The organism is Micromonospora arborensis, assembly GCF_003205615.1.
Classification (GTDB): domain Bacteria; phylum Actinomycetota; class Actinomycetes; order Mycobacteriales; family Micromonosporaceae; genus Micromonospora; species Micromonospora arborensis.
The window spans coordinates 117,420-143,667 of record NZ_PYBV01000002.1 but is presented as its reverse complement, the minus strand read 5'-3'; the positions used below and the strand labels follow the sequence as shown (position 1 = coordinate 143,667).

At 72.6% G+C, this 26,248-nt stretch carries 22 protein-coding genes and 1 pseudogene; 14 read left to right on the top strand and 9 right to left on the bottom strand.

The window, feature by feature from the left end:
- Positions 1–178: 178 nt before the first annotated feature.
- From C7C45_RS01685 to C7C45_RS01675, 3 genes are read left to right on the top strand one after another with little or no spacing between them, the layout of a single operon-like run.
- Positions 179–1,282, top strand: a complete 1,104-nt coding sequence (locus C7C45_RS01685) for an AAA family ATPase (protein WP_110561826.1) — start codon at positions 179–181, stop codon at positions 1,280–1,282.
- On the top strand, positions 1,261–2,259 hold the full coding sequence (locus C7C45_RS01680; RefSeq protein WP_110561825.1) for a DUF58 domain-containing protein: 999 nt from the start codon (positions 1,261–1,263) through the stop codon (positions 2,257–2,259). Before C7C45_RS01685 ends, C7C45_RS01680 begins: the two co-directional genes overlap by 22 nt.
- Entirely contained in the window at positions 2,256–3,206 is a 951-nt protein-coding gene (locus tag C7C45_RS01675; RefSeq protein WP_110561824.1) for a VWA domain-containing protein, read from the top strand. The genes C7C45_RS01680 and C7C45_RS01675 overlap by 4 nt, the downstream gene beginning before the upstream one ends.
- Positions 3,207–3,248: 42 nt before the next feature.
- Here the strand turns inward: C7C45_RS01675 and C7C45_RS33845 are convergent, their stop codons facing one another.
- The 5 genes from C7C45_RS33845 to C7C45_RS01655 all read right to left on the bottom strand — a co-directional run bounded on the left by C7C45_RS33845 (position 3,249) and on the right by C7C45_RS01655 (position 7,669).
- A complete protein-coding gene (locus tag C7C45_RS33845) occupies positions 3,249–3,404 on the bottom strand; it encodes a hypothetical protein (RefSeq protein ID WP_167454599.1) in 156 nt (51 codons plus the stop codon).
- A gap of 124 nt (positions 3,405–3,528) precedes the next feature.
- Entirely contained in the window at positions 3,529–4,773 is a 1,245-nt protein-coding gene (locus C7C45_RS01670) for an acyltransferase family protein (protein WP_110561823.1), read from the bottom strand.
- Positions 4,770–5,675: an alpha/beta hydrolase gene (locus C7C45_RS01665; RefSeq protein ID WP_110561822.1), complete on the bottom strand. Its 906-nt coding sequence runs from the start codon at positions 5,673–5,675 to the stop codon at positions 4,770–4,772. The genes C7C45_RS01670 and C7C45_RS01665 overlap by 4 nt, the downstream gene beginning before the upstream one ends.
- A gap of 99 nt (positions 5,676–5,774) precedes the next feature.
- Positions 5,775–6,437, bottom strand: a complete 663-nt coding sequence (locus tag C7C45_RS01660) for a response regulator (RefSeq protein WP_110561821.1) — start codon at positions 6,435–6,437, stop codon at positions 5,775–5,777.
- Positions 6,434–7,669: a sensor histidine kinase gene (locus C7C45_RS01655; protein ID WP_146247227.1), complete on the bottom strand. Its 1,236-nt coding sequence runs from the start codon at positions 7,667–7,669 to the stop codon at positions 6,434–6,436. The genes C7C45_RS01660 and C7C45_RS01655 overlap by 4 nt, the downstream gene beginning before the upstream one ends.
- A 155-nt stretch (positions 7,670–7,824) precedes the next feature.
- On the opposite strand from C7C45_RS01655, the gene fabG reads away from it, so the two are divergent.
- From fabG to C7C45_RS01635, 4 genes are all read left to right on the top strand, one after another.
- Complete coding sequence (gene fabG / locus C7C45_RS01650) at positions 7,825–8,529, top strand: 3-oxoacyl-ACP reductase FabG (RefSeq protein WP_110561819.1); 705 nt, start codon at positions 7,825–7,827, stop codon at positions 8,527–8,529.
- Between the two features lie 27 nt (positions 8,530–8,556).
- Entirely contained in the window at positions 8,557–9,324 is a 768-nt protein-coding gene (gene fabI / locus C7C45_RS01645; protein WP_110561818.1) for an enoyl-ACP reductase FabI, read from the top strand.
- A 100-nt stretch (positions 9,325–9,424) separates the two neighbouring features.
- The gene (locus C7C45_RS01640) at positions 9,425–10,453 is read left to right on the top strand and encodes a ferrochelatase (RefSeq protein WP_110561817.1); all 1,029 of its coding nucleotides are present in this window, start codon (positions 9,425–9,427) and stop codon (positions 10,451–10,453) included.
- Between the two features lie 15 nt (positions 10,454–10,468).
- Positions 10,469–11,248, top strand: a complete 780-nt coding sequence (locus tag C7C45_RS01635) for an HAD-IIA family hydrolase (protein ID WP_091403868.1) — start codon at positions 10,469–10,471, stop codon at positions 11,246–11,248.
- A gap of 133 nt (positions 11,249–11,381) precedes the next feature.
- Here C7C45_RS01635 and C7C45_RS01630 read toward each other — a convergent pair whose 3' ends face one another.
- Positions 11,382–12,176 (bottom strand): hypothetical protein, encoded by a 795-nt coding sequence (locus tag C7C45_RS01630; RefSeq protein ID WP_110561854.1) that lies wholly within the window; start codon positions 12,174–12,176, stop codon positions 11,382–11,384.
- Positions 12,177–12,363: 187 nt separating this feature from the next.
- Between C7C45_RS01630 and C7C45_RS01625 the strand changes: the two genes are divergently transcribed.
- Entirely contained in the window at positions 12,364–13,176 is an 813-nt protein-coding gene (locus C7C45_RS01625) for a DUF3097 domain-containing protein (RefSeq protein ID WP_110561816.1), read from the top strand.
- A 190-nt stretch (positions 13,177–13,366) separates the two neighbouring features.
- On the opposite strand, the gene C7C45_RS01620 is transcribed toward C7C45_RS01625, so the two are convergent.
- Positions 13,367–14,680, bottom strand: coding sequence for a serine hydrolase domain-containing protein (locus C7C45_RS01620; RefSeq protein ID WP_110561815.1), 1,314 nt, complete (start codon positions 14,678–14,680; stop codon positions 13,367–13,369).
- Positions 14,681–14,788: 108 nt separating this feature from the next.
- Between C7C45_RS01620 and C7C45_RS01615 the strand changes: the two genes are divergently transcribed.
- The 4 genes from C7C45_RS01615 (at position 14,789) to C7C45_RS01600 (ending at position 19,786) form a co-directional block, all read left to right on the top strand.
- Positions 14,789–15,262: an NfeD family protein gene (locus tag C7C45_RS01615; RefSeq protein ID WP_110561814.1), complete on the top strand. Its 474-nt coding sequence runs from the start codon at positions 14,789–14,791 to the stop codon at positions 15,260–15,262.
- A 5-nt stretch (positions 15,263–15,267) separates the two neighbouring features.
- Positions 15,268–16,374 (top strand): SPFH domain-containing protein, encoded by a 1,107-nt coding sequence (locus C7C45_RS01610; protein WP_110561853.1) that lies wholly within the window; start codon positions 15,268–15,270, stop codon positions 16,372–16,374.
- A 151-nt stretch (positions 16,375–16,525) separates the two neighbouring features.
- Positions 16,526–17,299, top strand: coding sequence for a hypothetical protein (locus C7C45_RS01605; RefSeq protein ID WP_110561813.1), 774 nt, complete (start codon positions 16,526–16,528; stop codon positions 17,297–17,299).
- A gap of 282 nt (positions 17,300–17,581) precedes the next feature.
- Positions 17,582–19,786, top strand: coding sequence for a transglycosylase domain-containing protein (locus C7C45_RS01600; RefSeq protein ID WP_244200185.1), 2,205 nt, complete (start codon positions 17,582–17,584; stop codon positions 19,784–19,786).
- 15 nt (positions 19,787–19,801) lie between these two features.
- Here the strand turns inward: C7C45_RS01600 and C7C45_RS01595 are convergent.
- Together C7C45_RS01595 and C7C45_RS01590 are read right to left on the bottom strand one after the other, a co-directional pair.
- Positions 19,802–20,089 (bottom strand): annotated as a pseudogene (locus C7C45_RS01595) (transposase); the annotation flags it as partial.
- A gap of 279 nt (positions 20,090–20,368) precedes the next feature.
- Complete coding sequence (locus C7C45_RS01590; RefSeq protein ID WP_167454605.1) at positions 20,369–23,074, bottom strand: helix-turn-helix transcriptional regulator; 2,706 nt, start codon at positions 23,072–23,074, stop codon at positions 20,369–20,371.
- 67 nt (positions 23,075–23,141) lie between these two features.
- Here C7C45_RS01590 and C7C45_RS01585 point away from each other — a divergent pair, with 67 nt between their 5' ends.
- Entirely contained in the window at positions 23,142–23,873 is a 732-nt protein-coding gene (locus C7C45_RS01585; protein ID WP_110561810.1) for an ABC transporter ATP-binding protein, read from the top strand.
- On the top strand, positions 23,867–26,239 hold the full coding sequence (locus C7C45_RS01580; RefSeq protein ID WP_110561809.1) for an ABC transporter permease: 2,373 nt from the start codon (positions 23,867–23,869) through the stop codon (positions 26,237–26,239). Before C7C45_RS01585 ends, C7C45_RS01580 begins: the two co-directional genes overlap by 7 nt.
- Positions 26,240–26,248: the final 9 nt, after the last annotated feature.

The window sequence follows — 26,248 nt, the reverse complement described above, 5'->3', positions numbered from 1 at the left end:
CCGGCGACGGGGTGAATCGTACACGCGGTGGGCCGGTCCATGTACACCCGTGAGGCGCGATTCGGCTGCTGAGGACGTCGCGGCGAAAATCGGCTTCTCCCCACCTCGACACTCAGCAAGGCGTGCGAGTCTTGATACCGCATCAGCCGCGACGACCGACCAACGCTGTGGAGGACCGGTGGCCCAGCCGACCATGCCCGACGCCCCGACGCCGAACGGGGCGGCACCGCAGACACCTGCGCCGGTGACCACACCCGCACAGGATGCCACCCTGCTGGAGAAGGCGCTGTTCGAGATCAAACGTGTGATCGTCGGGCAGGACCGAATGGTGGAGCGGATGTTCGTCGCGCTGCTCGCCCGGGGTCACTGCCTGCTCGAAGGGGTTCCCGGGGTCGCCAAGACCCTGGCGGTGGAGACTCTCGCCAAGGTTGTCGGCGGATCCTTCGCCCGGGTGCAGTTCACCCCGGACCTGGTGCCCGCAGACATCATGGGCACCCGGATCTACCGGCAGTCGAGCGAGAAGTTCGACGTCGAGCTGGGCCCGGTCTTCGTCAACTTCCTGCTCGCCGACGAAATCAACCGGGCTCCGGCGAAGGTGCAGTCCGCGCTGCTCGAGGTGATGAGCGAACGGCAGGTGTCCATCGGCGGCGAGAGCCACCGGGTGCCCGACCCGTTCCTGGTGATGGCCACCCAGAACCCGATCGAGCAGGAAGGCGTCTACCCGCTGCCGGAGGCGCAGCGGGACCGGTTCCTCATGAAGATCGTGGTGGGCTACCCGACCGACGCGGAGGAACGCGAGATCGTCTACCGGATGGGTGTGGCCGCGCCCGAGCCGAGCGCGGTCTTCGACACACCCGAGCTGATCGCCCTGCAACGCAAGGCGGACCAGGTCTTCGTGCACAACGCCCTGGTCGACTACGCGGTCCGGTTGGTGTTGGCGACCCGCGCTCCCGCCGAGCACGGCATGCCGGACGTCGCGCAACTGATCCAGTACGGGGCCAGCCCGCGCGCCTCGCTCGGTCTGGTCCGGGCGACGCGTGCGCTGGCGCTGCTGCGCGGGCGCGACTACGCCCTGCCGCAGGACGTGCAGGACATCGCGCCGGACATCCTGCGGCACCGGTTGGTGCTCAGCTACGACGCGCTCGCCGACGACGTGCCCGCCGACCACATCGTGCACCGGGTGATGTCGACGATTCCCCTCCCGGCGGTCGCGCCCCGGCAGCAGGCCACCCCGTCGACCACGCCGCCGCCGGGCGCTGGCTGGCCCGGGCAGCGCCCGTGACCTCACCCACCCCTCGTCCCGCCCCCGACCGCAGCGAGGCCGTGCTGTCCCGACTGCAGTTGCTCGTCACCCGCAAGCTCGACGGTCTGCTGCAGGGCGACTACGCCGGCCTGCTGCCCGGGCCGGGCAGCGAGGCGGGGGAGTCCCGGGAGTACCGCCCCGGCGACGACGTGCGCCGGATGGACTGGCCGGTCACCGCACGGACCACGACACCGCACGTGCGGCGTACGGTCGCCGACCGGGAGTTGGAGACCTGGCTCGCCCTGGATCTCTCCGCCAGTCTGGACTTCGGCACCGGGCAGTGGCTCAAGCGGGAGGTGGTGGTGGCAGCGGCGGCCGCCATCACCCACCTGACCGTGCGCGGCGGCAACCGGATCGGCGCGGTGATCGGCACCGGCGGCGGCCTGTCCGCCCCGGCTCGACGCTGGCGCGGAGGAGCAGCACCGCCGGCCGGGCCGGGCGTGCTCACCCGGCTGCCGGCCCGCTCCGGCCGCAAGGAAGCGCAGGGCCTGCTGCGTACCGTCGCCGGCACCACCATCCAGCCTGGCCGTGGTGACCTGGGCGCCCTGATCGAGATGCTCAACCGTCCGCCCCGCCGGCGCGGGGTGGTCGTGGTGATCTCGGACTTCCTCGCGCCGGCCGAGCAGTGGGCCCGGCCGATGCGCAAGCTGCGGGTCCGCCACGACGTGCTGGCGATCGAGGTGATCGACCCGCGCGAGCTGGAGTTGCCCGACGTGGGCGTGTTGCCGGTGGTCGACCCGGAGAGCGGCGAGCTGCACGAGGTGCAGACCGCCGACCCGCGGCTGCGGCAGCGCTACGCCGACGCCGCGGCCGCCCAACGGGCCACGATCGCCGCCGCCCTGCGTGGCGCCGGCGCGGCCCACCTGCGTCTGCGTACCGACCGAGACTGGCTGCTGGACATGGTGCGATTCGTGGCCGCGCAGCGGCACGCCCGCACCCGGGGGACGACACGATGATCCGTTTCATGCAACCGTGGTGGCTGCTGGCTGTGCTGCCGGTGCTCGCCCTTGCCGCGTTCTACATCTGGCGGCAGCTGCACCGCCGGGCGTACGCGATGCGGTTCACCAACGTGGACCTGCTGCGTACGGTGGCGCCGAAGGGGCTCGGCTGGCGTCGGCACGTTCCGGCGACCGCGTTCCTGCTCTGCCTGCTGGTGCTGGCCACCGCACTGGCCCGGCCGGCGGTGGACACCAAGGAGCCGCTGGAGCGGGCCACCGTGATGCTCGCCATCGACGTGTCGCTGTCGATGCAGGCCGACGACGTGGCGCCGAACCGCCTGGAGGCGGCACAGGAGGCGGCCAAGCAGTTCGTCAGTGAGCTGCCCAAGAGCTACAACCTGGGCCTCGTGTCGTTCGCGAAGGCGGCCAACGTGCTGGTGCCGCCGGGCAAGGACCGGGACGCGGTGACCAGTGCCATCGACGGGTTGGTGCTGGCCGAGGCGACCGCGACCGGCGAGGCGGTGTTCACCTGCCTGGAGGCGATCCGGTCGGTGCCGGCCGACGGCGCGGCGGGCATCCCGCCGGCACGGATCGTTCTTCTCTCCGACGGGTTCCGCACCTCCGGGCGGGCGGTGGAGGAGGGGGCGGCGGCGGCGCAGGCGGCCAACGTCCCGGTCTCCACCATCGCGTTCGGTACGGACACCGGCCAGGTCGACATCGGCGGGCAGTTGCAGCGGGTGCCGGTGGACCGGATGGCCCTGGCCGAGCTGGCCGAGACGACTGAGGGCTACTTCTACGAGGCGGCCTCGGTGAGCGAGCTGAAGAAGGTCTATCAGGACATGGGCAGCTCGATCGGCTTCCGTACGGAGCCGCGCGAGGTGACCCAGTGGTACGCCGGGTTGGCGCTGCTGCTGGCGCTCTGCGCCGGTGCGCTCAGCCTGCTGTGGTCGTCCCGAATGCTCTGAGCGACGGGCGAGCGAATGCGCTGAGCGTTGGCCGGCGGCGGGTCAGTGACCGCCGCCGGCCAGCACGAAGACGATGGCCACCCAGACGGCGGCGAGGGTGAAGCCCAGCGGGGCGACGTAGCGGCTCATGGACGGCTCCGAGTGGCGGCAGGACGGTCCGCGTGCGGGGGCGGACCGCAGGGGTGGGGACGCGCACACGAAGTCGTGACCGGGCGGCTCCCGGCGACCGTCCGGGTGTCGGACGGCGCGGCACACTCACCTCGGCAGGGGCCGAAGTGGTGGGGGAGCGGAGCGGGGTCAGCTCACCAGACTGAGTCGTGGCTCAGCGGGGCTGACCATCGGCCCGGCCACGACTGGGAGGATCGCTATCTCGCACAGCGATCACCTCCTGCAAGTCGGGCGGGCCGGAACGTCGATGATCGTACACCTGGGATGCCGACGAGACGTACTCGGCCGACCGGTCGACGACCCCTCCACCGCCCGGTCGGCGCCGCCCCCTCGGACCACCCGCCGGCTGGCCGATCCGCACGACCGTGACCAGCACCGCGGCGAGCAGTGGCAGCCAGCAGCAGCGCGCCAGCACCCAGGCCAGGCCGTCCGGCATGGTGTGCAGCCCCGGCAGGGCCAGCCCGCCGCGGGCGGTGAGCGCGGTCACCGCCACCAGCACCGGCTGGTGGCAGAGGTAGATCCGGACCGCGTGCCGGTTCACCTCGGTCACCGACCGACCCGGCAACGGCCGGGCCAGCAGCCGTTCCAGCACCGGCGACGCGAGCAGCCCCAGCCCGACCTGGGTGACCGCCAGCGCCACGGCCAGCAGCGACGGCGGGTTCAGGTTGGAGATCCCGGCTCCGGGCACCCCGACCGCGCTCACCGGGTAGCCCACGGCCAGCAGCGCCGTCAGCACGGCGGCCCCGCCGCCCGCGAGGGCGCCCGCCGCGCGCCGGCCGACCAACCGCCCGTCGGCGTGCGCCACGCCCAGCAGGTACGGCACCGCCCAGGCCGCCACCACGGTCACCGGTGGCAGGTGGGCCCCGGTCGGCAGGAGACGCAGGGCCAGGTCGGCCGCGGCGACCACGGCCACCGCCGGTGCGACGCAGCGCGCCACCCCCCACCGGCGTACGGCGGAGCGCAGCGGGCCGGTCACCGCGACCAGGAACACCAGCGGCAACAGGAACCACAGGGGACTGACCGCGAGCCGTAGTGCGACCGCGAGCATGTCGTCCGGCGTCCCGGCGACGGTGGCGGCGAGCAACACCGCGGCGCCCACCCCCAGCAGCGCCACCATGGGCAGCAGCAGACGGCGCAGCCGGCGGGCCAACCAACCGCCCGGACCGCCGGAGTGACGGGCCAGCGACCGGGTCGAGGAGAACCCGGCGGTGAAGAAGAACAACCCGAGCGTCTGCAACACCCAGGTCACCGGGGCCAGCCCCGGCAATGCCGTGAGGGGGCTGGCCTGGTGCAGCCCACCATCGCCGGTCAGCACCAACCCGGTGACCAGCCAGTGCCCCAACACCACCCCGCCGATGGCGTACGCCCGCAGCGCGTCGACGGTACGGTCCCGGTTCACCGAGGGTCTCCGATCCGGCCGGCGTCGACGCTGTGCAGCACGACCGCCGCCAACGCGACAAGCGTGGCGCTGCCCGTCGTGAGGTAGCTGTCGTGCCCGGCCACCCCGCCCACCGGCAAGGGTCGGGCACCGAACGCCGGGTCGCCGGGGCGACGGCCGAAGCCGAGGCCGGGCAGCCGTACCGGCGGCACCCGCCGGATCCAGTCGGTCGGCGCCTCGGCCGCCCAGAACCGCCGCCCACCGGGCAGATCCGCTGCGCGCTGCACCCCGGCGCCCACACCGCCGAGGCTGACCACGTCGGTCACCTGGGCCGGGGCGTCCGCCGCCGCCAGGGACACCACCAGTGCCCCGTAGCTGTGCCCGACCAACGTGATCGTCGCCGTCGGACGCCGCTGCGCCAGCTTCCGCAGCAGCACGGCAAGCCCGGCCGCGCCCCGCCGGGCGCTGACGCCGCCGGCAGCCGTCCACGCCCCGTCGGGCGGGTCGTAGCCGAGCCAGGCCAGCACCGCGACCCCCGCCGCCGGGTCGGTCGCCCGCAACTCCTGGTAGAGCTGCCCGGCCTGCACCGCCGGGGCCCGGCGGGCCACCCCGCCCAACCCCCGGTCGAAGTCGGCCAGGGTACTGCCCACCCCCGGCACCAGCACCGCTACCCGATCCGCGCCGGCCAGGTCGCCGAGCACCTCGACCGCCCGGCCGTCGCCCCGCGGGTCGAACATCAGGAAACGACGCCCGTCGGCGGCCCAGTCCGCGTACGGGGGGCCGGCCGCGCGCATCGCCGCCTCGGTGACCGGGTACGCCTCGACGAACCCGGCCGCAGCGACCGGCTCGGGTCGGGTCGGCAGAACCAGGTTCACGCCGAGCAGCGCGGCCATGGCCAGACGGCTGGCACCTCGTCGTCGCATCACGTGCTCCCTCCGGAATGGTGTCCGGAGGCACAGTGCGCGAGTGGGCGGTGCTCGGTCGTCGTCCCGGGGAGCCGTCTGCGGGCTACCCCCACGGGGCTACTCGCCCGCGGCCACCAGACCCGTCTCGTACGCCAGCACCACGGCCTGGGCCCGGTCGCGCAGCCCCAGCTTGGCCAGGATCCGCCCGACGTGCGTCTTCACGGTCTGCTCGGCCACCACCAGGTCACCCGCGATCTCGGTGTTGTTGCGGCCCCGGGCGATCAACCGCAACACCTCGGTCTCCCGCGGAGTGAGCCCGGCCAGGTCGGTGGGGCGCGGCCGGCGGCGGTCCGGGCGGGCCGCGAACTCGGCGATCAGCCGGCGGGTGACCGCCGGGGCGAGCAGCGCCTCCCCGGCCGCCACCACGCGCACCGCCTGCACCAGATCGGCCGCCGGGGCGTCCTTGAGCAGGAAGCCGCTGGCCCCGGCGCGCAGCGCCTCGTACACGTAGTCGTCCAGGTCGAAGGTGGTGAGGATGAGCACCCGGGGTCGCTGCGCCGACCGGTCACCGAGCAGCTTGCGGGTGGCGGCCAACCCGTCCAGCACCGGCATCCGCACGTCCATCAGCACCACGTCCGGGTCGAGCCGGCGAGTGGCCTCGACGGCCTGCGCGCCGTCGGCGGCGTCCCCCACCACCAGCAGGTCCGGTTGGGCGGCGAGCAGCGCACCGAAGCCCTGCCGGACCATCGCCTGGTCGTCGGCGATCAGCACCCGGATCATCGGTCCCCGCCCTCCACGTCGTACGGCAGTTCGGCCGCCACCGCGTAACCCCCGTCGGGCAGTGGCCCGGCGGTGAACGTACCGCCCAGCGAGGTGGCCCGCTCCCGCATACCGGTCAGCCCGTGCCCGGCGCCGGCCTCGGTGTGCGGGGCGCGCACGTCGTCGGGAGGCGCGTTATGCACGCGTACCGTCAGGGTGGACCGGCCGCGACGGACGGTGACGTGCACCGCGGCGCCGGCGGCGTGCCGGGCCGCGTTGGCCAGGCCCTCCTGCACGATGCGGTACGCGGCCAGCCCGACCGGCGCGGGCACCTGCCCGTCGTCCACCGGCCCGGCGTCCAGGGTCACCGGCAGGCCGGCCCGGCGTGCCGTGTCCACCATCGCGCCCAGGTCGCCCAGGTCGGGCTGCGGGGCGATCTGCGGGCCGGCGGACTCGCTGCGCAGCACCCCCAACAGCCGCCGCATGTCGGTCAGCGCGTCGCGGGCCGAGCCGGCGATGGCGACGAACTCGGCGGCTGCCGGCGCCGACACGTCGGTCAGCCGGTACGGGGCCGTCTCGGCCTGCACGGCGATCAGCGACATGTGGTGCGCCACCACGTCGTGCATCTCACGGGCGATCCGGGTGCGTTCCTCCAGCACCGCGCGGCGCTCCTGCTCCCGCTCGTTCAGCTCGGTCTGCGCGGCCAGTGCGTGCCGGGACAACCGGTTGCGTCGGATCAGGTCACCGACGATCGCCAGCGCGCCGAGCAGCGCTAGGACGGCGGCCCGATTCTCGGCGTCGATCAGGGTGAGCACCGGCACCGTGCTGATGGTCACCAGCCACCCCAGCACCGGCCGATCGACCCGCGCGAAGACCACCGCGGCCACCACGACCGACCCGAGCGCCAGCGGTGGGGTCCACGGCCAGGCCTGGTCGTCCGGCGCGTTGAACGTGCACACCAGCAGGGCCAGCAAGCCCAGCCGCCAGGCCAGCAGAGGACGCCGGGGCAGCGCCAGCAGTGGCGCCACGGTCATCGCCGCGAACAGCACCGCGATCGGCGGCGGCAGCCCCCAGTCGCTCTCCACGGTCAGCGTGATCCAGAAGAGGCCGAGCGCGGCGAGCAGCCCGGCCGGGGCGGCGTAACGGGCCAGCCGGGGCCAGCGGGCCAGCAGCGGTCGGCCGGGCGGGGCGTCCCGGCCGAGAAGGGTCTGCCGCAGCGCCCGCAGGGCCGCGGCGATCGGTTGCCGGTTCACCATCGGGAGGCTACGGGCCGGCACCCCCGCCAGGCGTGCCACCAGGGGTTGATCCCGGCGTCATACCCCGGTGTGACGCGACTCCCGTTAGCGCTTACCTGCCGGTAACGCCTAGGCTCCGACGCGTCCGTGCTGACCATTCGCAAGGGGGAACAGTGGCCCGTACCGTGCTGGTGACCGGGGGCAACCGGGGGATCGGCCTGGCCATCGCGCAGGCCTTCGCCAAGCAGGGCGACCGGGTGGCGATCACCCACCGCAGCGGCGAGGCACCCGACGGGCTGTTCGGCGTACGCGCCGACGTCACCGACGCCGCCTCGATCGACGCCGCGTTCGCCGCCGTCGAGGCCGAGCTGGGGCCGGTCGAGGTGCTGGTCGCCAACGCCGGCATGACCGCCGACACGCTGCTGCTGCGGATGGCCGAGGAGCAGTTCACGAACGTGGTGGACACCAACCTCACCGGCGCGTTCCGGGTCGCGAAGCGGGCGTCCGGCAAGATGCTCCGCGCCAAGTGGGGCCGCATGATCTTCATCTCCTCGGTGGTCGGCCTCGCCGGTGGCGCCGGGCAGGTCAACTACGCCGCCAGCAAGGCCGGCCTCGTCGGCGTCGCCCGCTCGATCACCCGGGAGCTGGGCAGCCGCAACATCACCGCGAACGTGGTGGCGCCCGGCTTCATCGACACGGACATGACCGCCGGCCTCTCCGACGACCGCAAGGCGGAGATCCTCAAGTCCATCCCGGCCGGCCGGATGGCCAGCCCGGACGAGGTCGCCGCCGTGGTCACCTGGCTGGCCTCCGACAGCGCTGGGTACGTCTCCGGCGCCGTCATCCCGGTCGACGGCGGCCTCGGCATGGGCCACTAACCCTTTTGACTACGGAGGAAAACTGCGATGTCCGGACTGCTCGCCGGTAAGCGGCTGCTCGTCACCGGTGTCATCACCGACGCCTCGATCGCCTTCTCGGTGGCGAAGCTCGCCCAGGAGAACGGCGCGCAGGTCGTGCTCACCGGCTACGGCCGGCTCTCCCTGGTCGAGCGGATCGCCAAGCGGCTGCCCGAACCGGCCCCGGTCATCGAGGTGGACGTCACCAACACCGAGCACCTGGCGGGCCTCGCCGACCGGGTACGCGAGCACGTCGACGGCCTCGACGGTGTCGTGCACTCGATCGGCTTCGCCCCGCAGAGCTGCCTCGGCGGCGGCTTCCTCGACGCCCCCTGGGAGGACGTGGCCACCGCCCTGCACGTCTCCACGTTCTCGTACAAGTCGCTGGCCATGGCGGCGCTGCCGCTGATGTCCCCGGGCGGCGCGGTGGTCGGCCTTACCTTCGACGCGACGAAGGCGTGGCCGGTCTACGACTGGATGGGCGTGGCCAAGGCCGGCCTGGAGTCCGCGTCCCGCTACCTGGCGCTGCACCTGGGCAAGCAGGGCATCCGCAGCAACCTGGTCGCCGCCGGGCCGCTGCGCACCATCGCCGCGAAGTCGATCCCCGGCTTCGACCAGTTCGAGGACGCCTGGGCCGAGCGTGCCCCGCTGGGCTGGAGCCTCACCGACCAGGAGCCCGCCGCGCGGGCCTGCCTGGCGCTGCTCTCCGACTGGTTCCCGGCCACCACCGGCGAGATCGTCCACGTCGACGGCGGCTACCACGCCGTCGGCTCCTGACGTTGCCCCGACGACGCCCCCGACCACCGACCGCGTGACCCACGCATCCGGACCAGGGGGCGTCGCCGGGTGGTCCGGGCCGACCGGCAAGAATGAACCCATGTCGTACGACGCGGTGGTGCTGGTGTCCTTCGGCGGGCCCGAACGGCCCGAGGACGTGATGCCCTTCCTGCAGAACGTGACCCGGGGTCGGGGTGTGCCGCCGGAGCGGCTGGCCGAGGTCGCCGAGCACTACCAGCACTTCGGTGGGGTGTCCCCGATCAACCAGCAGAACCGCGAACTGCTGGCCGCCGTCCGCGCCGACTTCGCCGCGAACGGTCTCGACCTGCCCGTCTACTGGGGCAACCGCAACTGGGACCCGATGCTCGCCGACACCGTCACCCAGATGCGCGACGACGGGGTCACCCGGGCGTTGGCCTTCGTCACCAGCGCGTACGGCGGCTACTCGTCCTGCCGGCAGTACCAGGAGGACATCGCCGCCGCGCGGGCCGCGGTCGGCCCGGACGCCCCGGTGATCGAGAAGCTGCGCCAGTTCTGGGACCACCCCGGCTTCGTCGAACCGCACATCGACGCCGTCCGGACGGCGCTGGGTCAGCTCGACGCGGCGAAGCGGGACACCACCCGGCTGGTCTTCACCGCCCACTCCATCCCCACCTCGATGGCCGCCAACGCCGGCCCGCACGGCGGCCGGTACGAGGCGCAGCTGCACGAGACCGCCCGGCTCGTCGCCGCGGCCGCCGCCCCCGACCTGGCGTACGACCTGGTCTGGCAGAGCCGCTCCGGCCCGCCGCAGATGCCCTGGCTCGAACCGGACATCAACGACCATCTGGCCAGCCTCGCGCAGGGCGGCACCACCGGTGTGGTGGTCAGCCCGATCGGGTTCGTCTCCGACCATCTGGAGGTCGTGTGGGACCTGGACACCGAGGCGCTGGAGACGGCCAAGCAGCTCGGCCTGGACTTCGTCCGGGCCGCGACCCCGGGCACCGACCCGCGCTTCGTGACCATGGTGCGTGAGCTGGTCACCGAGCGAACCGACCCGGACGGTGCGCAGCTGCGCCGCCGCATGGGCGAGCTGCCGATGTGGGACACCTGCCCGACCGTCTGCTGCGTGCCGACCCGACGCCCCTGACCTCTGAGGATCATCATGCATGACCGCAAGCCCGTGCAGAGTTGGCTGACCGACATGGACGGCGTACTGGTGCACGAGGGCCAACCGGTGCCCGGCGCACCGGAGTTCATCAACCGGATGCGCGCCTCCGGCAAACCGTTCCTGGTGCTGACCAACAACTCGATCTACACCCCGCGTGACCTGACGGCCCGGCTGAGCCGGATGGGGCTCGACGTGCCGGAAGAGTCGATCTGGTCGTCCGCGCTCGCCACCGGTCAGTTCCTCGCCGACCAGCGGCCCGGCGGCACCGCGTACGTGATCGGTGAAGCCGGGCTGACGACGGCGCTGCACGCGGTCGGCTACGTGCTCACCGACTTCGCCCCGGACTATGTGGTGCTCGGCGAGACCCGCACCTACAGCTTCGAGGCGATCACCAAGGCGGTCCGTCTGATCAACGACGGAGCCCGGTTCATCTGCACCAACCCCGACGTGACCGGCCCGTCCGTGGAGGGCGCCCTGCCCGCCGCCGGCTCGGTCGCCGCCATGATCTCCAAGGCGACCGGGGTGGAGCCGTACTTCGTCGGCAAGCCGAACCCGATGATGATGCGCTCGGCACTCAACACGATCAACGCCCACTCCGAGAGCACCGCGATGATCGGTGACCGGATGGACACCGACATCCTGTGCGGCCTGGAGGCCGGGCTGGAGACCATCCTGGTGCTCACCGGGATCAGCAGCCGCACCGAGGCGGAGCGTTACCCGTACCGCCCGTCCCGGATCATCAACTCGGTCGCGGACCTGCTCGACGAGATCTGACCGATCGGCTTTGGCGGGCCGCCACCATGCCTCGGTGCTGGCGGCGCACCACGACGATCATCCAGACGAGGAACAGCATCTCGGCGGCGGCGAACAGCAGAAACACAGCGGTTTCGACCATGGTTGCCTCCCGTCAGGGGCGCAGTGGGGCGTTGCAGGCGGCCACCAGCGCCTGGCGGCAGGCCGTGGTGAGTGGGCGCAGGGCCGCGTCCCGTTGCTGCGCCTCGTAGTTGTTGATCGCGCCGCCGGGCGCGGCGTGCCCGGCCAACGCGAGCACCCGGTCGAGCACCGCGGCGCGGGCGAAGAGCCGGCGGGCTCGCGGGTCGAAGCCCGGTGGCAGGTCGGTGGTGCCGTCCGGCCGGCGCAGCGCAGCCAGGGCGCCGGCCAACTCGGGCCGCCACTGGGCCACGTCGAGACGGGTCAGCGCGGCGGTCGTCTCGGCCAGCGCGGCGGCCAGCTCGGCCTCCGCCTCGGCCGCGCCGGGCAGTGCGAGTGAGGCGGCGGGCGCGTTGGCCGGCAGCGGGTAGACCCGCCAGAGCACCGTCTCGAAACAGTCCCCCGAGCCGGAGGTGTGCATCCGCACCTGGGGGATCAGACCGAGCCCGCCCGCGACCACCGCCTCGCCCGTGACCAGTGCCGCACCGGCGAAGTCGCCCGGACCGGGCAGCCCTCGGGGGTCGCCCGGCGCGGGCAGCACCAGGCGGATGTCGTCCGGGGAGAGCTTGGCCAGGGTGGGCAGCGCGGCGCTCAGCGGGACATCGGTCCAGGTGCCGGGGGCGTCCGCAACAAGGTGCTCCTCGTTGCCGGCGATGGCGTCGGCGACCTCGTCGTACGGCACCAACCCGGCGCGCCACGCGCGCACCCAGGCGACGAACCGGCTCGACCGGCGCGGCGTGAGTGTGGCCGCGCCCGCTGCGGGGGTGGACATGCCGAAAGGGTACGTGGTCACGACCGGCCCTGTCTCGACTGCCGCTCCGGTCGCCCGGCCTGCCCCGAACTGCCCCCTTCGCCCCGAGTCCCTGCCCCGACACCCGGTCCCTGCGCGCCCTGTGGGTGGGGCGATTGGGCGGTGTGTCGGGGCCGGGGGCGAAGCTGCGGGGGTTAGCGTGATCGACATGGCGGGGCGATACGGCGAGGACGTGTTGGCGGGAGACTGGCGGCGGCGGAAGGTCACCCCCGAGGTGGACGCCGAACCGGATCTCGTCGTGGAAGATGCCGACTCCGGGTTCTGCGGTGCGGTGGTGGGCTTCGAGGCCGGCGCCGTGGTGCTGGAGGATCGGCATGGCCGACGACGCAACTTCCCGCTGCTCCCGGCGGCGTTCCTGCTCGATGGTCGACCGGTGACGCTGCGCCGCCCGACCCGTCCATCGGTGCTGGCGGCCCGTCGGCGGACCGCTTCCGGGTCGGTGGCGGTCGAGAACGTGAAGGCCCAGGTGGCCAAGGCCAGCCGGATCTGGGTGGAGGGCATCCACGACGCTGCGCTGGTCGAGCGGATCTGGGGTGACGACCTGCGGATCGAGGGTGTGGTCGTGGAGCCGTTGGACGGCATCGACGCCCTCGACACCGAGGTACGCGACTTCGGCCCCGGCCCGACCCGACGCCTCGGTGTGCTCGTCGACCACCTCGTGCCGGGCAGCAAGGAGAGCCGGATCGTGGCTCGCGTGAACTCGCCCTACGTGCTGGTGACCGGACACCCGTATGTGGATGTCTGGCAGGCGGTGAAGCCCGCGGCGCTGGGCATCGCGGCGTGGCCGGTGGTGCCGCCGGGGCAGCCGTGGAAGGAGGGGGTCTGCGCGGCCCTCGGGGTCGCCGAGCCGGCCGACATGTGGCGGCACATCCTGTCCCGGGTGAACAGCTTCGCCGACGTGGAAACCCCGCTGATCAACGCCATGGAACGCCTGATCGACTTCGTCACCGAGCCCGCCTGACCCACCCGCCCTCGCGCTCGCCCCGCCCGTCGCTCAAGATCCGCGCAGTTTCCCCGATGTTGCTGCCTCCGAGCGCCACGAGGCAGCAACATCGGTGAAGTTGCACGGATCTTGGGGGCGGGCGATTCGAACGATGTGCGGATCGCGACGCCACCATCCCAGACTCGCACCGGACGGGGCGACGCGCGGGTCAGGGCTCCTGGTCCGGGGTGCGGGTGTGGACGAAGGTCGCGATGTCCAGAGCGACCGCTCGGCCCTGCTCGTCGCGTCGTACCGTGAGGATCTCGCCGTCCTGGTTGCCCGTCCGCCCCCGCCAGCGGTCCGGGCCTTCGGCGACGAAGCGGAGGTCCGGTGCGCCGACCGGGCCGGCGTGCAGGTCCCCGGCGGGGTCTGCGGTCACCTCGATCTCGGTGCCCATCCACCACCAGCGGCCGGTCAGCTCGGCCAGCTCGGCGGGCGGGGCGGCGGCGGCCGGCCGCCACGGGGTGAGCGGCGCGGGTTCGCGGTCCAGCACGAGGGTGAGCAGTCGCCGGCTGAGCGCGCCGAGGCGACCGGTGCGCAGGCCGTACGAGTTGGCGAAGCCGACCACGGCGGTGCGGGTGGGCCGGTGCACGGCCAACGAGGCGATGTAGCCGGGCATCGATCCGCCGTGCCCGGCGTACACCCGGTTTCCTTCCCGGAAGAGTTCCACCCCGAGACCGTGCCCGTGGGTCCAGGCCTCCAGGTCGCCGATCACCACGGGCGAGCACATCTCGGTCACCGTCTCGGCGGCCAGCACCGACGGGTCGGGGTCGGCCAGGAACGCGGCCCATCGGCCCAGGTCCTCGATCGTCGACCAGAGCTGCCCGGCGGGGGCCATCGCACCGGTGTCGGTACGGGGTTCCTCGCGCAACGTGTCGTGCCAGGGGTGTACGACGTAGCCGCGGGCGTACGGCTCGGTTGCCGCGTACGTGGTGCGGCGCATTCCCAGCGGGCCGAGGAGTCGTTCGTTGAGCAGGTCGGCCCAGGGCATCCCGCTGAGTCGTTCGAGCAACCCGCCGAGCAGCCCGTACGCCAGGTTGGAGTAGTGGTAGGCGCGGTGCGGCGGGTAGGCGATCTTGTCGGCGGTCAGCCCGGCGAGCAGGGTGGTCAGGTCGACGCCCGCCGTCCGCTCCCACCAGTCGCCCTCGGGTTCGCGCTGGATGCCGCTGGCGTGCCCGAGCATCTGGCGCAGGGTGACCGCGCCCAGACCGGTGCCGGGCAGGTGCCGTTCCAGTGGGTCGTCCAGGGCGAGCCGTCCGGCGTCGCGCATCTGCATGATCAGGGCGGCGGTCATCGTCTTGCTGATCGAGCCCAGCCGGTACTGCAGGTCGACGTCCGGGCGGGGGTGCTCGCCGGCGGCGGCGAGATGGGCCAGCGCGCCGTCGCGGACCACGCCCAGCACCAGCGACGGGGCGCGGCCGTCGAGCTGCGCCTGGGCGACCTGGGTGTCGAACTGTCGGGCGGTCTCGGGCAGCAGGGTCAACGCAATCTCCTCGGGTCGGGCCGCCGGATCATGGTCGGAAAGGGCCTCGCCGAGCCTACTGATCTTCGCGGGGCTGCCGCGCGTGCATTTGCGTGTCACGATCGGGGTGTGGACGCCGTGGTGTGGATCGTTCTGGGTGTGGTGCTGGCGGTCGCCGAGATTTTCACGACGACGCTCTTTCTGATCCTGTTCGGGGTCGGCGCGTTCGCTGCTGCCGGTGCTGCGGCGCTTGGCGCGCCGGTGTTCGTGCAGGCGCTGGTCTTCGCGGTGGTGTCGGCGTTGAGTCTGGTGGTGGCCCGGCCGGTCATCCGCCGGCACCGCCGTTCCGCGTTGGAGAGCGGCGAGCAGCCGTTCGGCGTCGAGGCGATCGAGGGCTCCACGGCGCTGGTGCTGGAACGGGTGGACGCCGAGCACGGCCTCGTCAAGATTGACGGTGAGCTGTGGAGCGCCCGCTCGTACGACACGGCGCAGAGTTTTGACCCTGGTCATCGGGTTCGGGTGATAAAGGTCCGGGGCGCGACAGCCCTGGTGTGGCAGGACGATGTTTCTTCCGCCGGTGAGCTGCCGGAAGCGAGAGGGTGAACGGGATGACGATAATCGGGGTGCTGGTGATCGCGGTGGCGTTGATCGCCGTGATAACGCTGGCCAAGGCGGTGCGGATCGTGCCGCAGCAACGCCAGGACGTGGTGGAACGGCTCGGCAAGTACAAGCGCACCCTCAGCCCCGGCCTCAACCTGCTGGTGCCGTTCATCGACGCGGTTCGCACCAAGGTCGACATGCGGGAGCAGGTGGTCAGCTTCCCGCCGCAGCCGGTGATCACTTCGGACAACCTGGTGGTCTCGATCGACACGGTTCTCTACTTCAAGGTGGTCGACTCGGTCCGGGCGACCTACGAGATCTCCAGCTTCCTCCAGGCCATCGAGCAGTTGACCGTCACCACGTTGCGTAACGTGATCGGTTCGTTGGACCTGGAGCGCGCGCTGACCAGCCGGGACGAGATCAACCGGCACCTCTCCGGGGTGCTGGACGAGACCACCGGCCGCTGGGGCATCAAGGTGACCCGGGTGGAGATCAAGGCGATCGAGCCGCCGGCCAGCATCCGTGACTCGATGGAGAAGCAGATGCGCGCCGAGCGGGACCGCCGGGCGGCGATCCTCACCGCCGAGGGCCACAAGCAGTCGGTGATCCTCACCGCCGAGGGTGACAAGCAGTCGGCGGTGCTGCGCGCCGACGGTGACCGGCAGGCCCGGATCCTGCAGGCCGAGGGTCAGGCGAAGGCGATCCGGACGGTGTTCGACGCGATCCACCAGGCGAACCCGAGCCAGAAGGTGCTCGCCTACCAGTACCTGCAGGCCCTGCCGCAGATCGCGCAGGGCAGCGCCAACAAGGTCTGGATCGTCCCGGCCGAGCTGACCAAGGCGCTGGAGGGGATGGGTGGCGCGCTCGGCGGGCTGAGCCAGATGGTGGGGGATCTTCCCGCGCCGGAGGCGGCCGAACACGCGAGCCAGGTCGAGCGCGAGGCCGCGGAGGCGGCGCAGGCCGCGGCGGACGCGGCCCAGCAGATCCACGACGAGGTACGCGTCGCCGAGGCGCAGGCCGCCGGCGGCAACAAGCCGCAGGGGCTGCCCGCACCGGAGCCGGTGTCCCCGACCAGCCTGACCGAGGACCCGGCCGACCAGCGCGAGCGCGGCTGATCCAGTACGCCGGCCGCCCGGCCGGGTAAATGCGAGAAAGACTCATGGGGCGCTCCGACGCCTGCCACGATCGGTCCTAGGACGGGTGGTGACCAGGCAATCGGGGCGCCCCGGCGCGTTCCGCACCACTCGCGGACGAGCGAGGTGACGCATGAAGGATCCGGCGAATCGGATGTGGTCCTCGGCCCCGGTGCCCGGCGCGCACGACCCGGTCGCCCCGCTGGGGTCCCGCAGCACCGGTGGCGGGTTCGGCGTACTGCCGTTCGTCGGCGAGCCCACCCCCGCCGGCCCGGCCACGAACGCGAGCTGGGCCTGGTCGGTGCGTCGGTTCGCGCGGGCGGCCGTGTGGCTGCTGCCCGCGTACGCCATCCTTTACGGCGCGGTGGCGATGGCCAGTGACGGAGGGGTGGGCAACGACCCCTACCCGGCCGACGGCCAGGCGGTGTACCTGATCGGTTGGGTGGCGGCGGTCTGGCTCGGCCTGCTCGCGCTGCTGGCCCTCACCGGGCTGCTGGCCGCGACCCGCAGCCGCCGGGTGGCCGCCGCCGGGCTGCTGGTCAGCATCGCCGGCACCGTGCTGATGCTGCCCTTCGCCGGGCTCGCCGAGCAGACGCCGGTCTTCGGCACCACCGCGCGGTCACTGGTCCTGGTCGGCGCGACGTTCTACAGCGTGGGCTGGTTCCTCACCGGGTGGGCGGTGGCCCGTTCGGGCACCTTCAGCCTCGGCGACGGAGTCATGCTGATCATCGCCGCGCCACTTCTCGGGCTGGGCGGCGCCCTGGTCGGGTCGCTGCAGACGTTCGGCGCGATCTTCGTACTGATCGCCGGCATCGGCATCGGCTACCGCTCCGGCCGCCTGATGCCCCGCGAAACCGCACAGGACGCAGCCGCCGCCAGCCTCAGTACCCCAAACTCAAGCCCCTGACCCGCCCACCCGCGCCCCGGCCCGGCGCCCCCGCGCCCCGCGCCCCGGCCGCCCTCGGCTCGCCCTGGTCCGTTGATCATGAGGTTATCGTCCCTGGCCTCGGCGTGTCGTGACAATAACCTCATGATCAACGGCGCGGGGCGGGCGGACGGGCGGCCGGGGGACGGGCGGCCGGGGGCTGGGGTGCGGGGCTGGGTGGGGGCTGGTGGGGGGCCGTGAAGTTGCTGACAATTGGCCTGTGGGGGTGGTCGGTTGGCGGCTTTCGTGGCAATCCTGGGGAGCATGGCCGCTTCCCGCTCGCCGCTGTCGCGGCTGTTCACCGTGCTGCTCGCCGGCGTGCTGGCCGGGCTTGCCCTGGCAGTCGCCGCGCTGCCGGGCAACCTGCTGCTCGGGTTGACCGCCCGCTCGGCGCTCGCGTCGTACGCCTCGTTGCCCGCCTCGCTGCGCACCCCGGCCACGCCGCAGCGCTCGTACCTCTACGCCAACGACGGCAAGACGCTGATCACGACCTTCTACGACGTGAACCGTACCGACGTCGCGTTGGCGGACATCGCACCGGTGATGCGGCAGGCGATCGTGGCGGCAGAGGACCGGCGCTTCTACGACCACGGTGGCGCGGACCTGCGCGGTCTCGCCCGGGCACTGGTGGCCAATGTCAAGGGCGGCGGCACCGAGCAGGGCGGCTCGACGCTGACCATGCAGTACGTCCGTAACGTCCTGAAGACCGACCCCACCCGCACCGCCGAGGAGCGCGCCGCGGCGACCGACCCCACCGTCGGGCGCAAGATCCAGGAGATCCGGTACGCGAGTGCGCTGGACAAGAACCTCGGCAAGGACGAGATCCTCGACCGGTACCTGAACATCGCGTACTTCGGTTCCGGCGCGTACGGGATCGCGGCGGCCAGTCAGCGTTACTTCGGTAAGCCTCCGGCGCAGCTGACCCTCGCCGAGTCGGCCCTGCTCGCCGGCCTGGTGCAGTCCCCGGACGCGTACAGCCCGATCGACGGGAGCAAGGACGACGCGTTGACCCGCCGTTCGTACGTGCTGGACTCGATGGTCGCCACCGGCGCGATCACCGCCGCGCAGGCCGCCCAGGCCAAGGCGGAGCCGCTGACCCTGCACCCGACCGCCCAGCCCAACGGCTGCACCGCCGTCTCCCAGGGCCACGACGACTGGGGCTACTTCTGCGACTACCTGCGCCAGTGGTGGGTGAGCCAGCCCGCGTTCGGGGCGACCGTCGCGGAGCGCGAGCAGGCTCTGCGCTCGGGTGGCTACACCGTGGTCACCTCGCTGGACCCGAAGGTCCAGGCCACCGCGCAGCAGCAGGCCACCAAGGTCTACTCCTACGACAACAAGCGCGCCCTGCCGATCGCGGCGGTCCAGCCGGGCACCGGGCAGGTGTTGGCGATGGCGGTCAACCGGCACTACAGCCTGGCCGACAACCCGGCCGGGCAGGCCAACTACCCGAACACCGTCAACCCGTTGATCTCCGGCGGGGCGAGCGTCGACGGGTACCAGGCGGGTTCGACGTTCAAGCTGTTCACCATGCTCGCCGCGCTGGAGGCGGGCCGTACCCTCTCCACCGGCTTCGACGCGCCCGCCAAACTGCCCACCCGGTACGCCGCCGAGGGCCCGGGCAGTTGTGACGGTCACTGGTGCCCGGCGAACGCGAACCCGGACTGGATGGACGGGTACCGGATGATGTGGGACGGCTTCGGCCGCTCGGTGAACACCTACTTCGTCTGGTTGGCCGAGCAGGTCGGCCAGGACAAGGTGGTCGAGATGGCGCAGCGGCTCGGCATCACCTTCCGTGCCGACTCGGACGCCTCCTTCGCCAAGAACAACGCCGCCAACTGGGGTTCCTTCACCCTCGGCGTGGCCGCCACCACTCCGCTGGACCTGGCGAACGCGTACGCCACGGTGGCCGCCGAAGGCACCTACTGCACGCCGGTGCCGGTGGCCTCGGTGACCGACGCGAACGGCGAGAAGGTGCCGGTCGGGCAGCCGTCCTGCAAGCGGGTCCTCGACGCCGACGTCGCCCGTGCCGCGACCGACGCCGCTCGGTGCCCGGTGGGCCAGCAGTCGGCGTTCGGGCAGTGCAACGGCGGCACGGCCACCGGTGTGAACGACATCCTCGACGGCCGGCCGGTGGCCGGTAAGACGGGTAGCTCGGAGCAGAACTCCACCGAGACGTTCGTCGGCTTCACCCCGCAGGTCGCGGTGGCCGGCATCGCCGCCAACCCGGACGACCCGGCCGACGAGGTGGGCTCGGCGGTGCAGACCAAGGTGATCGACGCGGTCGCCCGGGTCATGGCCACCGCGGTCAAGGGACAACCGGAGAAGGCGTTCGCCGCGCCCAGCCACGAGTTGGCCGGCGATCCGCACCGCCCGGTGGACCGCCCGGCGGTTCCGGACCGCCAGCAGCAGCCCACCGACGAAGACCCCGGCGACCTCCTGCAACGCTGGCTGAACAACCGCCGGGGCTAGGGCCTGTCCTGTCGATCAAGGAAGCCAGATGACGGCAGCGATGAGGACCAGGCTGGCGCGGTAAAGGGATGCGTGTTTGGCGTAGCGGGTGGCCAGGTCACGCCACCGTTTGAATCGGTTGAAGCAGCGTTCCACGACGTTACGTTTGCGGTAGATCACCTTGTCGAAGGCCGGGGGTCGCCCGCCGGCGCTGTCCTTGGCGGCCCGGCGGGCGACCTGGTCCGACCGTTCAGGGATGACGTGGCGGATGCCGCGTTGTCGCAACGCTCGGCGAGTCGAGTCGTGGGCGTAGCCCTGCTGCGACGCGCCATTGCGACACCGGCATGGCATGCGTTGATCAATTGATGAAAAGTAGGTTCGAGCTGCCCCTGGTACCTACTTCTCATCAATTGATCATGGCGAGAGGGTGCCCAGGGCTCTGTCGTCCCCGGCCTCGGTCGGTCCTGGACTTGTGGTGCCTCACACGACGGCGCTGCCGGCCCACAGTAGGCTTGACCTGCCCCAACCTTCGCGCCATCGCCGCCGTCACTGGCGTCATGATCGGCAGGACACGCCCTAGGCCGATCGTCGCACCTGCTCTGCTCACACCCCCAGGTCGAGGCGGGCCAACTGGCCCCGGTTGGCGACGTTGAGCTTCGGGAACGCCCGATACAGGTGGTAGCTGACAGTCTTCGGGCTGAGGAAGAGCTGCGCCGCGATCTCGCGGTTCGTCAGCCCGGTGTGCGCCAGTTTGACGATCTGCAACTCCTGCGGCGAGAGGGCCGCGAGCAGGTCGACCGCTGGGGCGGACGTGGTCTGCTCGCCGGCGGCACGCAACTCCGCGGCAGCCCGGTCGGCCCACGGCTGTGCCGGCAGCCGCTCGAAGATCTCCCGTGCGGTCCTCAGGTGCGACCGGGCCTGGTTCTTGCGTCGGTCGCGGCGCAGCCGCTCGCCGTACGACAGGTGGGTACGGGCGATCTCCCACGGCCGTGAGCCGTCCGCGTGCGCGCGCAACGCCGCCGCGAAGTGGTGGTCCGCGAGATCGGTGTCCACGGTCACCATGCCTTGGCAGCGGTGCCACACGGCCCGTGCCCAGTCCTGTCCGGACGCATCGGCCCACGCGCCGAACCGGTCGCTCGCCGCGCGGCCGCGCTCCGGCTCACCCAGGCGTACGGCGCACTCGACCTGGTCGGGTGCGAAGTAGACGGCGTGGGCCTGGTGCCGCACCGGCCCGTTCAGGGCGGCGTCGAGCCGGGCCAGCGCCTCGGCCGTGCGGCCGTGCGCGAGGTCGAGCATCGCCCGGGCCCAGACCGCCCAGGCAAGGCCATTGGCGATGCGGTGGGTGGCGAAGCCGTCCTGGCACTGGCCGCTGAAACGCAGGCAGTTGTCTTCGTCGCCCTGCACGGCGGCGATCCAGGCGAGCACGCCCTCCAGGTATCCGGCGCGGTTCGGTTGGCCGGTGTCGTCGGCCAGTTGCAGGCCCTCGGTGGCGGAGGCGACCGCGTTGCGGAACTGTCCGAGATAGAGCTCGGCGGTAGCGAGGGTCACGTGTGCGAGTGGCAACCAGCCGACCGCGCCGGCGGCGCGGCAGTCGTCGACGACCTGCCGGGCGATGCTGCCGCCGGCGGTGAAGTCTCCGACGATGCCCGCCACGAACGCGGCGTTGAGCCGCAGGGCGTAGGCGCCTTGGGATCGGAGTCCCGCGGCGACCAGCGGGCGCATCACGGGTAGGGCATCCGCCGGGCCGGCGGTGAGCAGGGTCGCGGCTCCGGTGACGGCGGAGACCGCCGCCGCCAGGCTGTCCGGGGCGGGGCCCAACTTCGCCAGCCGTGCGGCCGCGTCGGCCACGCGGGGCGGGTCGCTGAGCTGCCAGGCGTTGCGGGCGGCGTCGATGAGGACGGCCTGCGCCCCGACGGGGTCCACGTCGGTGAGTGCCGTGGACGCTGCCACCAGCAGGTCGTGTGCCCGGGCGGCATCGCCGGACTCGAAGGCGACCCGGGCCTGCAGTTCGTGGTAGCGGGCGGCTCGGAGCGGGTCACTGGGAGTCTCGCCAACCTGGTCCAGCAGGTGCTGGGTGCGGTGCTGCTGTCCGGCCTGGTTTGCCGCGACCGCGGCCCCGATGAGCCGGCGAGCGCGTTGCTCGGGATCGCCGCTGAGGTCGGCGGCGCGTTCCAGTGCCGCCGCTGCCGCGGCGTATCCGCTGCGGCCCTGCGCCCGCTCGGCGGCGAGTTCGAGTGCGTGGGCGGTGGTCTCGTCAGGGCCGGTCGCCGCCGCGGCAAGGTGCCAGGCCTGTTGATCCGGGTCCGCGGCGACGGCCTCGGCGAGCGCCCGGTGCACGGACAGCCGCTCGATTCCGGCCTGCTGGTAGGCGGCGGCCCGCAGCAACGGATGCGTGAAGACCACCCGGCCGGCGGAGACCCGCAGTAGTTCGGCCTCCTCGGCCTCGGCCAGGGCGGCGCGTAGGGCGTCGCGGGAGATCCCCCTGGCGGCGGCGGCACGTAACAGGTTGCCGAGCCCGGCGGTTTCGTCGGCGGCGGCGATGGCGAGCACGGAACGCGCGGTGGGGGCCAACCGTGCGATGCGCGTACCAAAGGCATGTTCGAGGCGCCGCGACAGCGGCAGCGGCGCGGGCAGGTGCGCCTGTTCGGCCGCCAGATGCGGCAGCTCGCGCAGTGCCAGCGGGTTGCCCCCGCTGTCCTGGATGATCCGTTCCCGCGCCGCATGGTCCAGGTCGGGAGCCCAGCGGTCCAGCAGGGCGGCGGAGGCCGGGGCTCCGAGCCCGTCCAATCGGTGCTCGGGCAGACCCGCCGGGTCGAACTCGGGGCGTGCCGCGAAGATCATCGCAACCGCGTCGGCGTGCAGTCGACGGGCGACGAAACGCAGTGTCCGCGCGGAGGATTCGTCGAGCCAGTGCGCGTCGTCGATGAGGCAGAGCACCGGCTCGTTCTCGGCCAGGTCGGCCAGCAACGTCAACGCGGCGGCGCCGATCAGCAGCGGGTCCCGACCGGCGGCCGGTTCCACCCCGAGCGCACCGAGCAGGGCGGTGCGCTGCAACTCGGGCAGGGTCTCCGCGCGGCCGAGCACCGGGTAGAGCAGGAGGTGGAGAGAGGCGAACGGAATCTCCGCCTCGGACTCGACCCCGGCGCAGCGCAGCACGGTCAGTCCCGGGCCGGTGGTGACGTGGTCCAGCAGCGCGGACTTGCCGATGCCGGGCTCGCCGCGTACCACCAGCGCGGCGCTGCGACCGGCGCGTGCCTGCTCCACGGCGGTCCGCAGGACCGCCCGGTCGGCATCGCGGCCCAACAGCATGAGATCGGAAACTACACCAGTCACGTGTCCGGTACCTCGCGGGAACGGATCTTCATAGCGTCGGTGCATGCCTTCCGTACCCGTCGTCGAGATCAGCGAGGTGACCCGGCGCTTCGCCAACGGGGTCACCGCTCTGGCCGGTGTCTCCGTCAGTTTCGACACCGGATCCTTCACCGCCGTCATGGGGCCCTCCGGCTCCGGCAAGTCCACTCTCCTGCAGTGCGCGGCCGGCCTGGACCGGCCCACTTCCGGACGGGTCAGCCTCGCCGGACAGGACCTGACCGTGCTCAGTGAGCGACGGCTGACCCTGCTCCGGCGTGACCGCATCGGCTTCGTGTTCCAGTCCTTCAATCTGATGCCGGCACTCACCGCCGAACAGAACGTGGCCTTGCCGTTGCGGCTCGCGGGGCGCCGTCCCAGCCGCTCAGATGTGCTTGCCAGCCTCGCCGCTGTCGGACTTGCCGACCGCGGCGGGCACCGGCCGGGTGAGCTCTCCGGCGGGCAGCAGCAGCGCGTCGCGATTGCCAGGGCGCTGCTGACCGCGCCGACGGTGCTCTTCGCCGACGAGCCGACCGGGGCGCTGGACAGCCGCTCCAGCGAGCAGGTGCTGCGGTTGCTGCGCGAGTTGGTCGACCAGCGCCGGCAGACCGTCGTGATGGTCACCCACGACGCGCACGCCGCCGCGTACGCCGATCGGGTCCTCTTCCTCGCGGACGGCCGCATCGACGGCGAGATTCTCGCGCCGACCGCGGAGGCCATCATGATGCAGTTGGCGCGGCTGGAGGCGGCCGCATGCTGACGCTCTCGCTGGCGACGCTGCGGGTCCGGTGGCGGTCGTTCGTCGGCATGTTCGTGGCTCTGGCCCTGGGATCGGCGCTGGTCGCCGCGCTCGGCCAGGTGCTCGCCACCACGGCCGGCGCCGCCGACCGCGAACCGCAACGCTATCCGGACGTCCCGGTGGTCGTGGTGAGCCTCGGTGAACTCAGCGTGCCGACCTGGCAGGGCGCCGAGACGGTGCCGCTGGCCCAGCCACCGGGGGTGTCCGCCGCGGTGGCCGCCACGTTGCCGCACGCGGTCGTCGACCGGGTCTTCCCGGCGACGCTCGCCACCGGTCCCGGCGGGAGTGTCGGGCGACCCTGGTCGGCCCTGCGGGCTGCCGGGGGGCATCTGGTCGCAGGCCGGGCGCCGGCGGCCGACGACGAGATCGTCGTCAGCGGCGGCGCGCAGCCGGGCGACCGGACGCAGGTGATCACGGCGGCCGGGGTCCGCGCGTACACCGTCGTCGGCGTCATTAGCCCCAGCAGCGAAAACTCCGTCTTCTTCACCGACGTCCGCGCGGCGCAGCTCTCTCCGCGCATCGACGCGCTACTGAGCTGGCAGCCGGAGGCTGACGTCCGCGCGGCGGTCGGTGCCCAGGCCCGGGTGCTGGTCTCCGACGAGCGTGCCCGGCTGGACCCCAACCGGGAGAGCGACGGCGACGCTCGCAACAACGCGAACACCATCGTGGGCATCGCCCTCGGCTTCGCCATCTTCATCTCGATCGCTGTGGTGGCCGCGGCCTTCGCATTCGCGGTGGGCCAGCGGCATCGGGAGATGGCGCTGTTGCGGGCGGCCGGGGCCACACCCGGCCAGATCCGCCGGATGATCTACCTTGAGGCGCTGGTCGTCTCCGTCCTCGCGGCCGGGGTCGGCGCTGTCACCGGCCCGTACGCCGCCCCGGCCCTCTTCGACTGGCTCGTGGCCCGCCGCATGGCCCCGGACTGGATCGACACAGTCAGCGACTCCGCCGTACCGGCGTATCTCTCCTTCGCCTCCGGCATCCTCGTCGCTCTGCTCGCCGTGGTGACCGCCGCTTGGCGGGCCAGCCGGGTCCGGCCTGTCGAGGCGCTGCGCGAGGCCCAGGCGCAGGCGCAGGCGATGCCGCTGAGCCGCTGGGTGCTGGGCCTCGGGACGCTGGCCACCGCGCTGGTCTCCATGGTGGTCACCGCCGTCTTCGATCCCGGCTCGGCGACCAACCGTAAGACCTACATGCCGGTGTTGATGCTGCTGATCGCGGCCGCCGCGCTGCTCGCCCCCGCGGTGGTCCGGCCAACAGCCCGACTGCTGACGCGACCCTTCGAGCGGCTGGGCGGCACCATCGGCATGCTGGTGGCGGCCGCCGCGGCAAGCTCGGCACGGCGTACGGCAGCGCTCGCGACGCCCGTACTGCTGACCGTGGCACTGCCCGCGGCGCTGCTCGCCGCCTCCACCATGACCGACGCCGCGAAAGCGGTGGCCGATGCGAAGTCGGTGCAGGCCGACTACCTGGTGTTGCCCGACGGCACCGCGGGGCTCGACGCCGAGCTGACGGCCAGCCTGCGGTCCGTTCCCGGTGCCGACGTCTCGACCGTCACCGAGACCAGCGTCTACACGCTTGAGGGCGACACCGTGCTGATCCGGCGCCCGACGCAGGGCGTGGAGTCCGTACCGGACGACGCGATCGTCCCGGAGCCGGACTGGGGATACCGGGTGGGTGACACGGCCCGGGTCTGGTTGGCCGACGGCACCGAGACCCGGCTGCGCGTGATTCGGCTACTTTCTCCCGGTGCGGCCACGGCCACGGCCGCGTTGGTGAATCAACGCAACGCCCGCGCCGGCCTGCCGTCGACGGCCCTGGTCGAGGTCCGCTCCGGCGCCGACCCGGCCGCCGTGGAGGCCGCCCTGCGCCGAGCCGCCCAGACGCACCGCGCCAAAGTCGTCAGCAAGCGGCAGTGGTCGGCGGCGGCCGCCGCCGGGAGTGCGAGCGCGAGCCGCCTCGGGCTGCTGATGGTCCTCGGGATCCTGCTGACCTACACCACGATCGCGCTGGTGAACACCCTGGTCATGGGCGCACCGGACCGCGCCGGCGAGCGGCGAACCCTGCACCTGCTCGGCGCCGATCGTGGCCAGGTGCTCCGGTACGCGCTGGCGGAGTCGTTGGTCGCCGTCGGTGTCGGGGTGGTGCTTGCGGCAGCCGTCGCCGCGGCGGGGCTGAGCGGGCTGTTGGTGGCCCTGCTGCGGGTGGCCGGCCCCGTTCCGCTCGACGTGCCGTGGACGGTGCTGGGCGCCGTGGTCTCGGGCTGCGTCCTGATCGCCACGGTCCTGCCGGCTCTGCTCGAGCGCGCCGCAGGCGCACCAAACGCGTGATGCCAGACC

What these genes read in the sequence shown, in the direction of transcription:
- C7C45_RS01675 (WP_110561824.1), top strand. Translation starts at nt 2,256, where the DNA reads ATGATCCGTTTCATGCAACCGTGGTGGCTGCTGGCTGTGCTGCCGGTG.
- C7C45_RS01665 (WP_110561822.1), bottom strand. Translation starts at nt 5,675, where the DNA reads ATGCGACGACGAGGTGCCAGCCGTCTGGCCATGGCCGCGCTGCTCGGC.
- C7C45_RS01660 (WP_110561821.1), bottom strand. Translation starts at nt 6,437, where the DNA reads ATGATCCGGGTGCTGATCGCCGACGACCAGGCGATGGTCCGGCAGGGC.
- fabI (WP_110561818.1), top strand. Translation starts at nt 8,557, where the DNA reads ATGTCCGGACTGCTCGCCGGTAAGCGGCTGCTCGTCACCGGTGTCATC.
- C7C45_RS01640 (WP_110561817.1), top strand. Translation starts at nt 9,425, where the DNA reads ATGTCGTACGACGCGGTGGTGCTGGTGTCCTTCGGCGGGCCCGAACGG.
- C7C45_RS01635 (WP_091403868.1), top strand. Translation starts at nt 10,469, where the DNA reads ATGCATGACCGCAAGCCCGTGCAGAGTTGGCTGACCGACATGGACGGC.
- C7C45_RS01630 (WP_110561854.1), bottom strand. Translation starts at nt 12,176, where the DNA reads ATGTCCACCCCCGCAGCGGGCGCGGCCACACTCACGCCGCGCCGGTCG.
- C7C45_RS01625 (WP_110561816.1), top strand. Translation starts at nt 12,364, where the DNA reads ATGGCGGGGCGATACGGCGAGGACGTGTTGGCGGGAGACTGGCGGCGG.
- C7C45_RS01610 (WP_110561853.1), top strand. Translation starts at nt 15,268, where the DNA reads ATGACGATAATCGGGGTGCTGGTGATCGCGGTGGCGTTGATCGCCGTG.
- C7C45_RS01605 (WP_110561813.1), top strand. Translation starts at nt 16,526, where the DNA reads ATGAAGGATCCGGCGAATCGGATGTGGTCCTCGGCCCCGGTGCCCGGC.
- C7C45_RS01600 (WP_244200185.1), top strand. Translation starts at nt 17,582, where the DNA reads ATGGCCGCTTCCCGCTCGCCGCTGTCGCGGCTGTTCACCGTGCTGCTC.
- C7C45_RS01590 (WP_167454605.1), bottom strand. Translation starts at nt 23,074, where the DNA reads ATGCTGTTGGGCCGCGATGCCGACCGGGCGGTCCTGCGGACCGCCGTG.
- C7C45_RS01585 (WP_110561810.1), top strand. Translation starts at nt 23,142, where the DNA reads ATGCCTTCCGTACCCGTCGTCGAGATCAGCGAGGTGACCCGGCGCTTC.
- C7C45_RS01580 (WP_110561809.1), top strand. Translation starts at nt 23,867, where the DNA reads ATGCTGACGCTCTCGCTGGCGACGCTGCGGGTCCGGTGGCGGTCGTTC.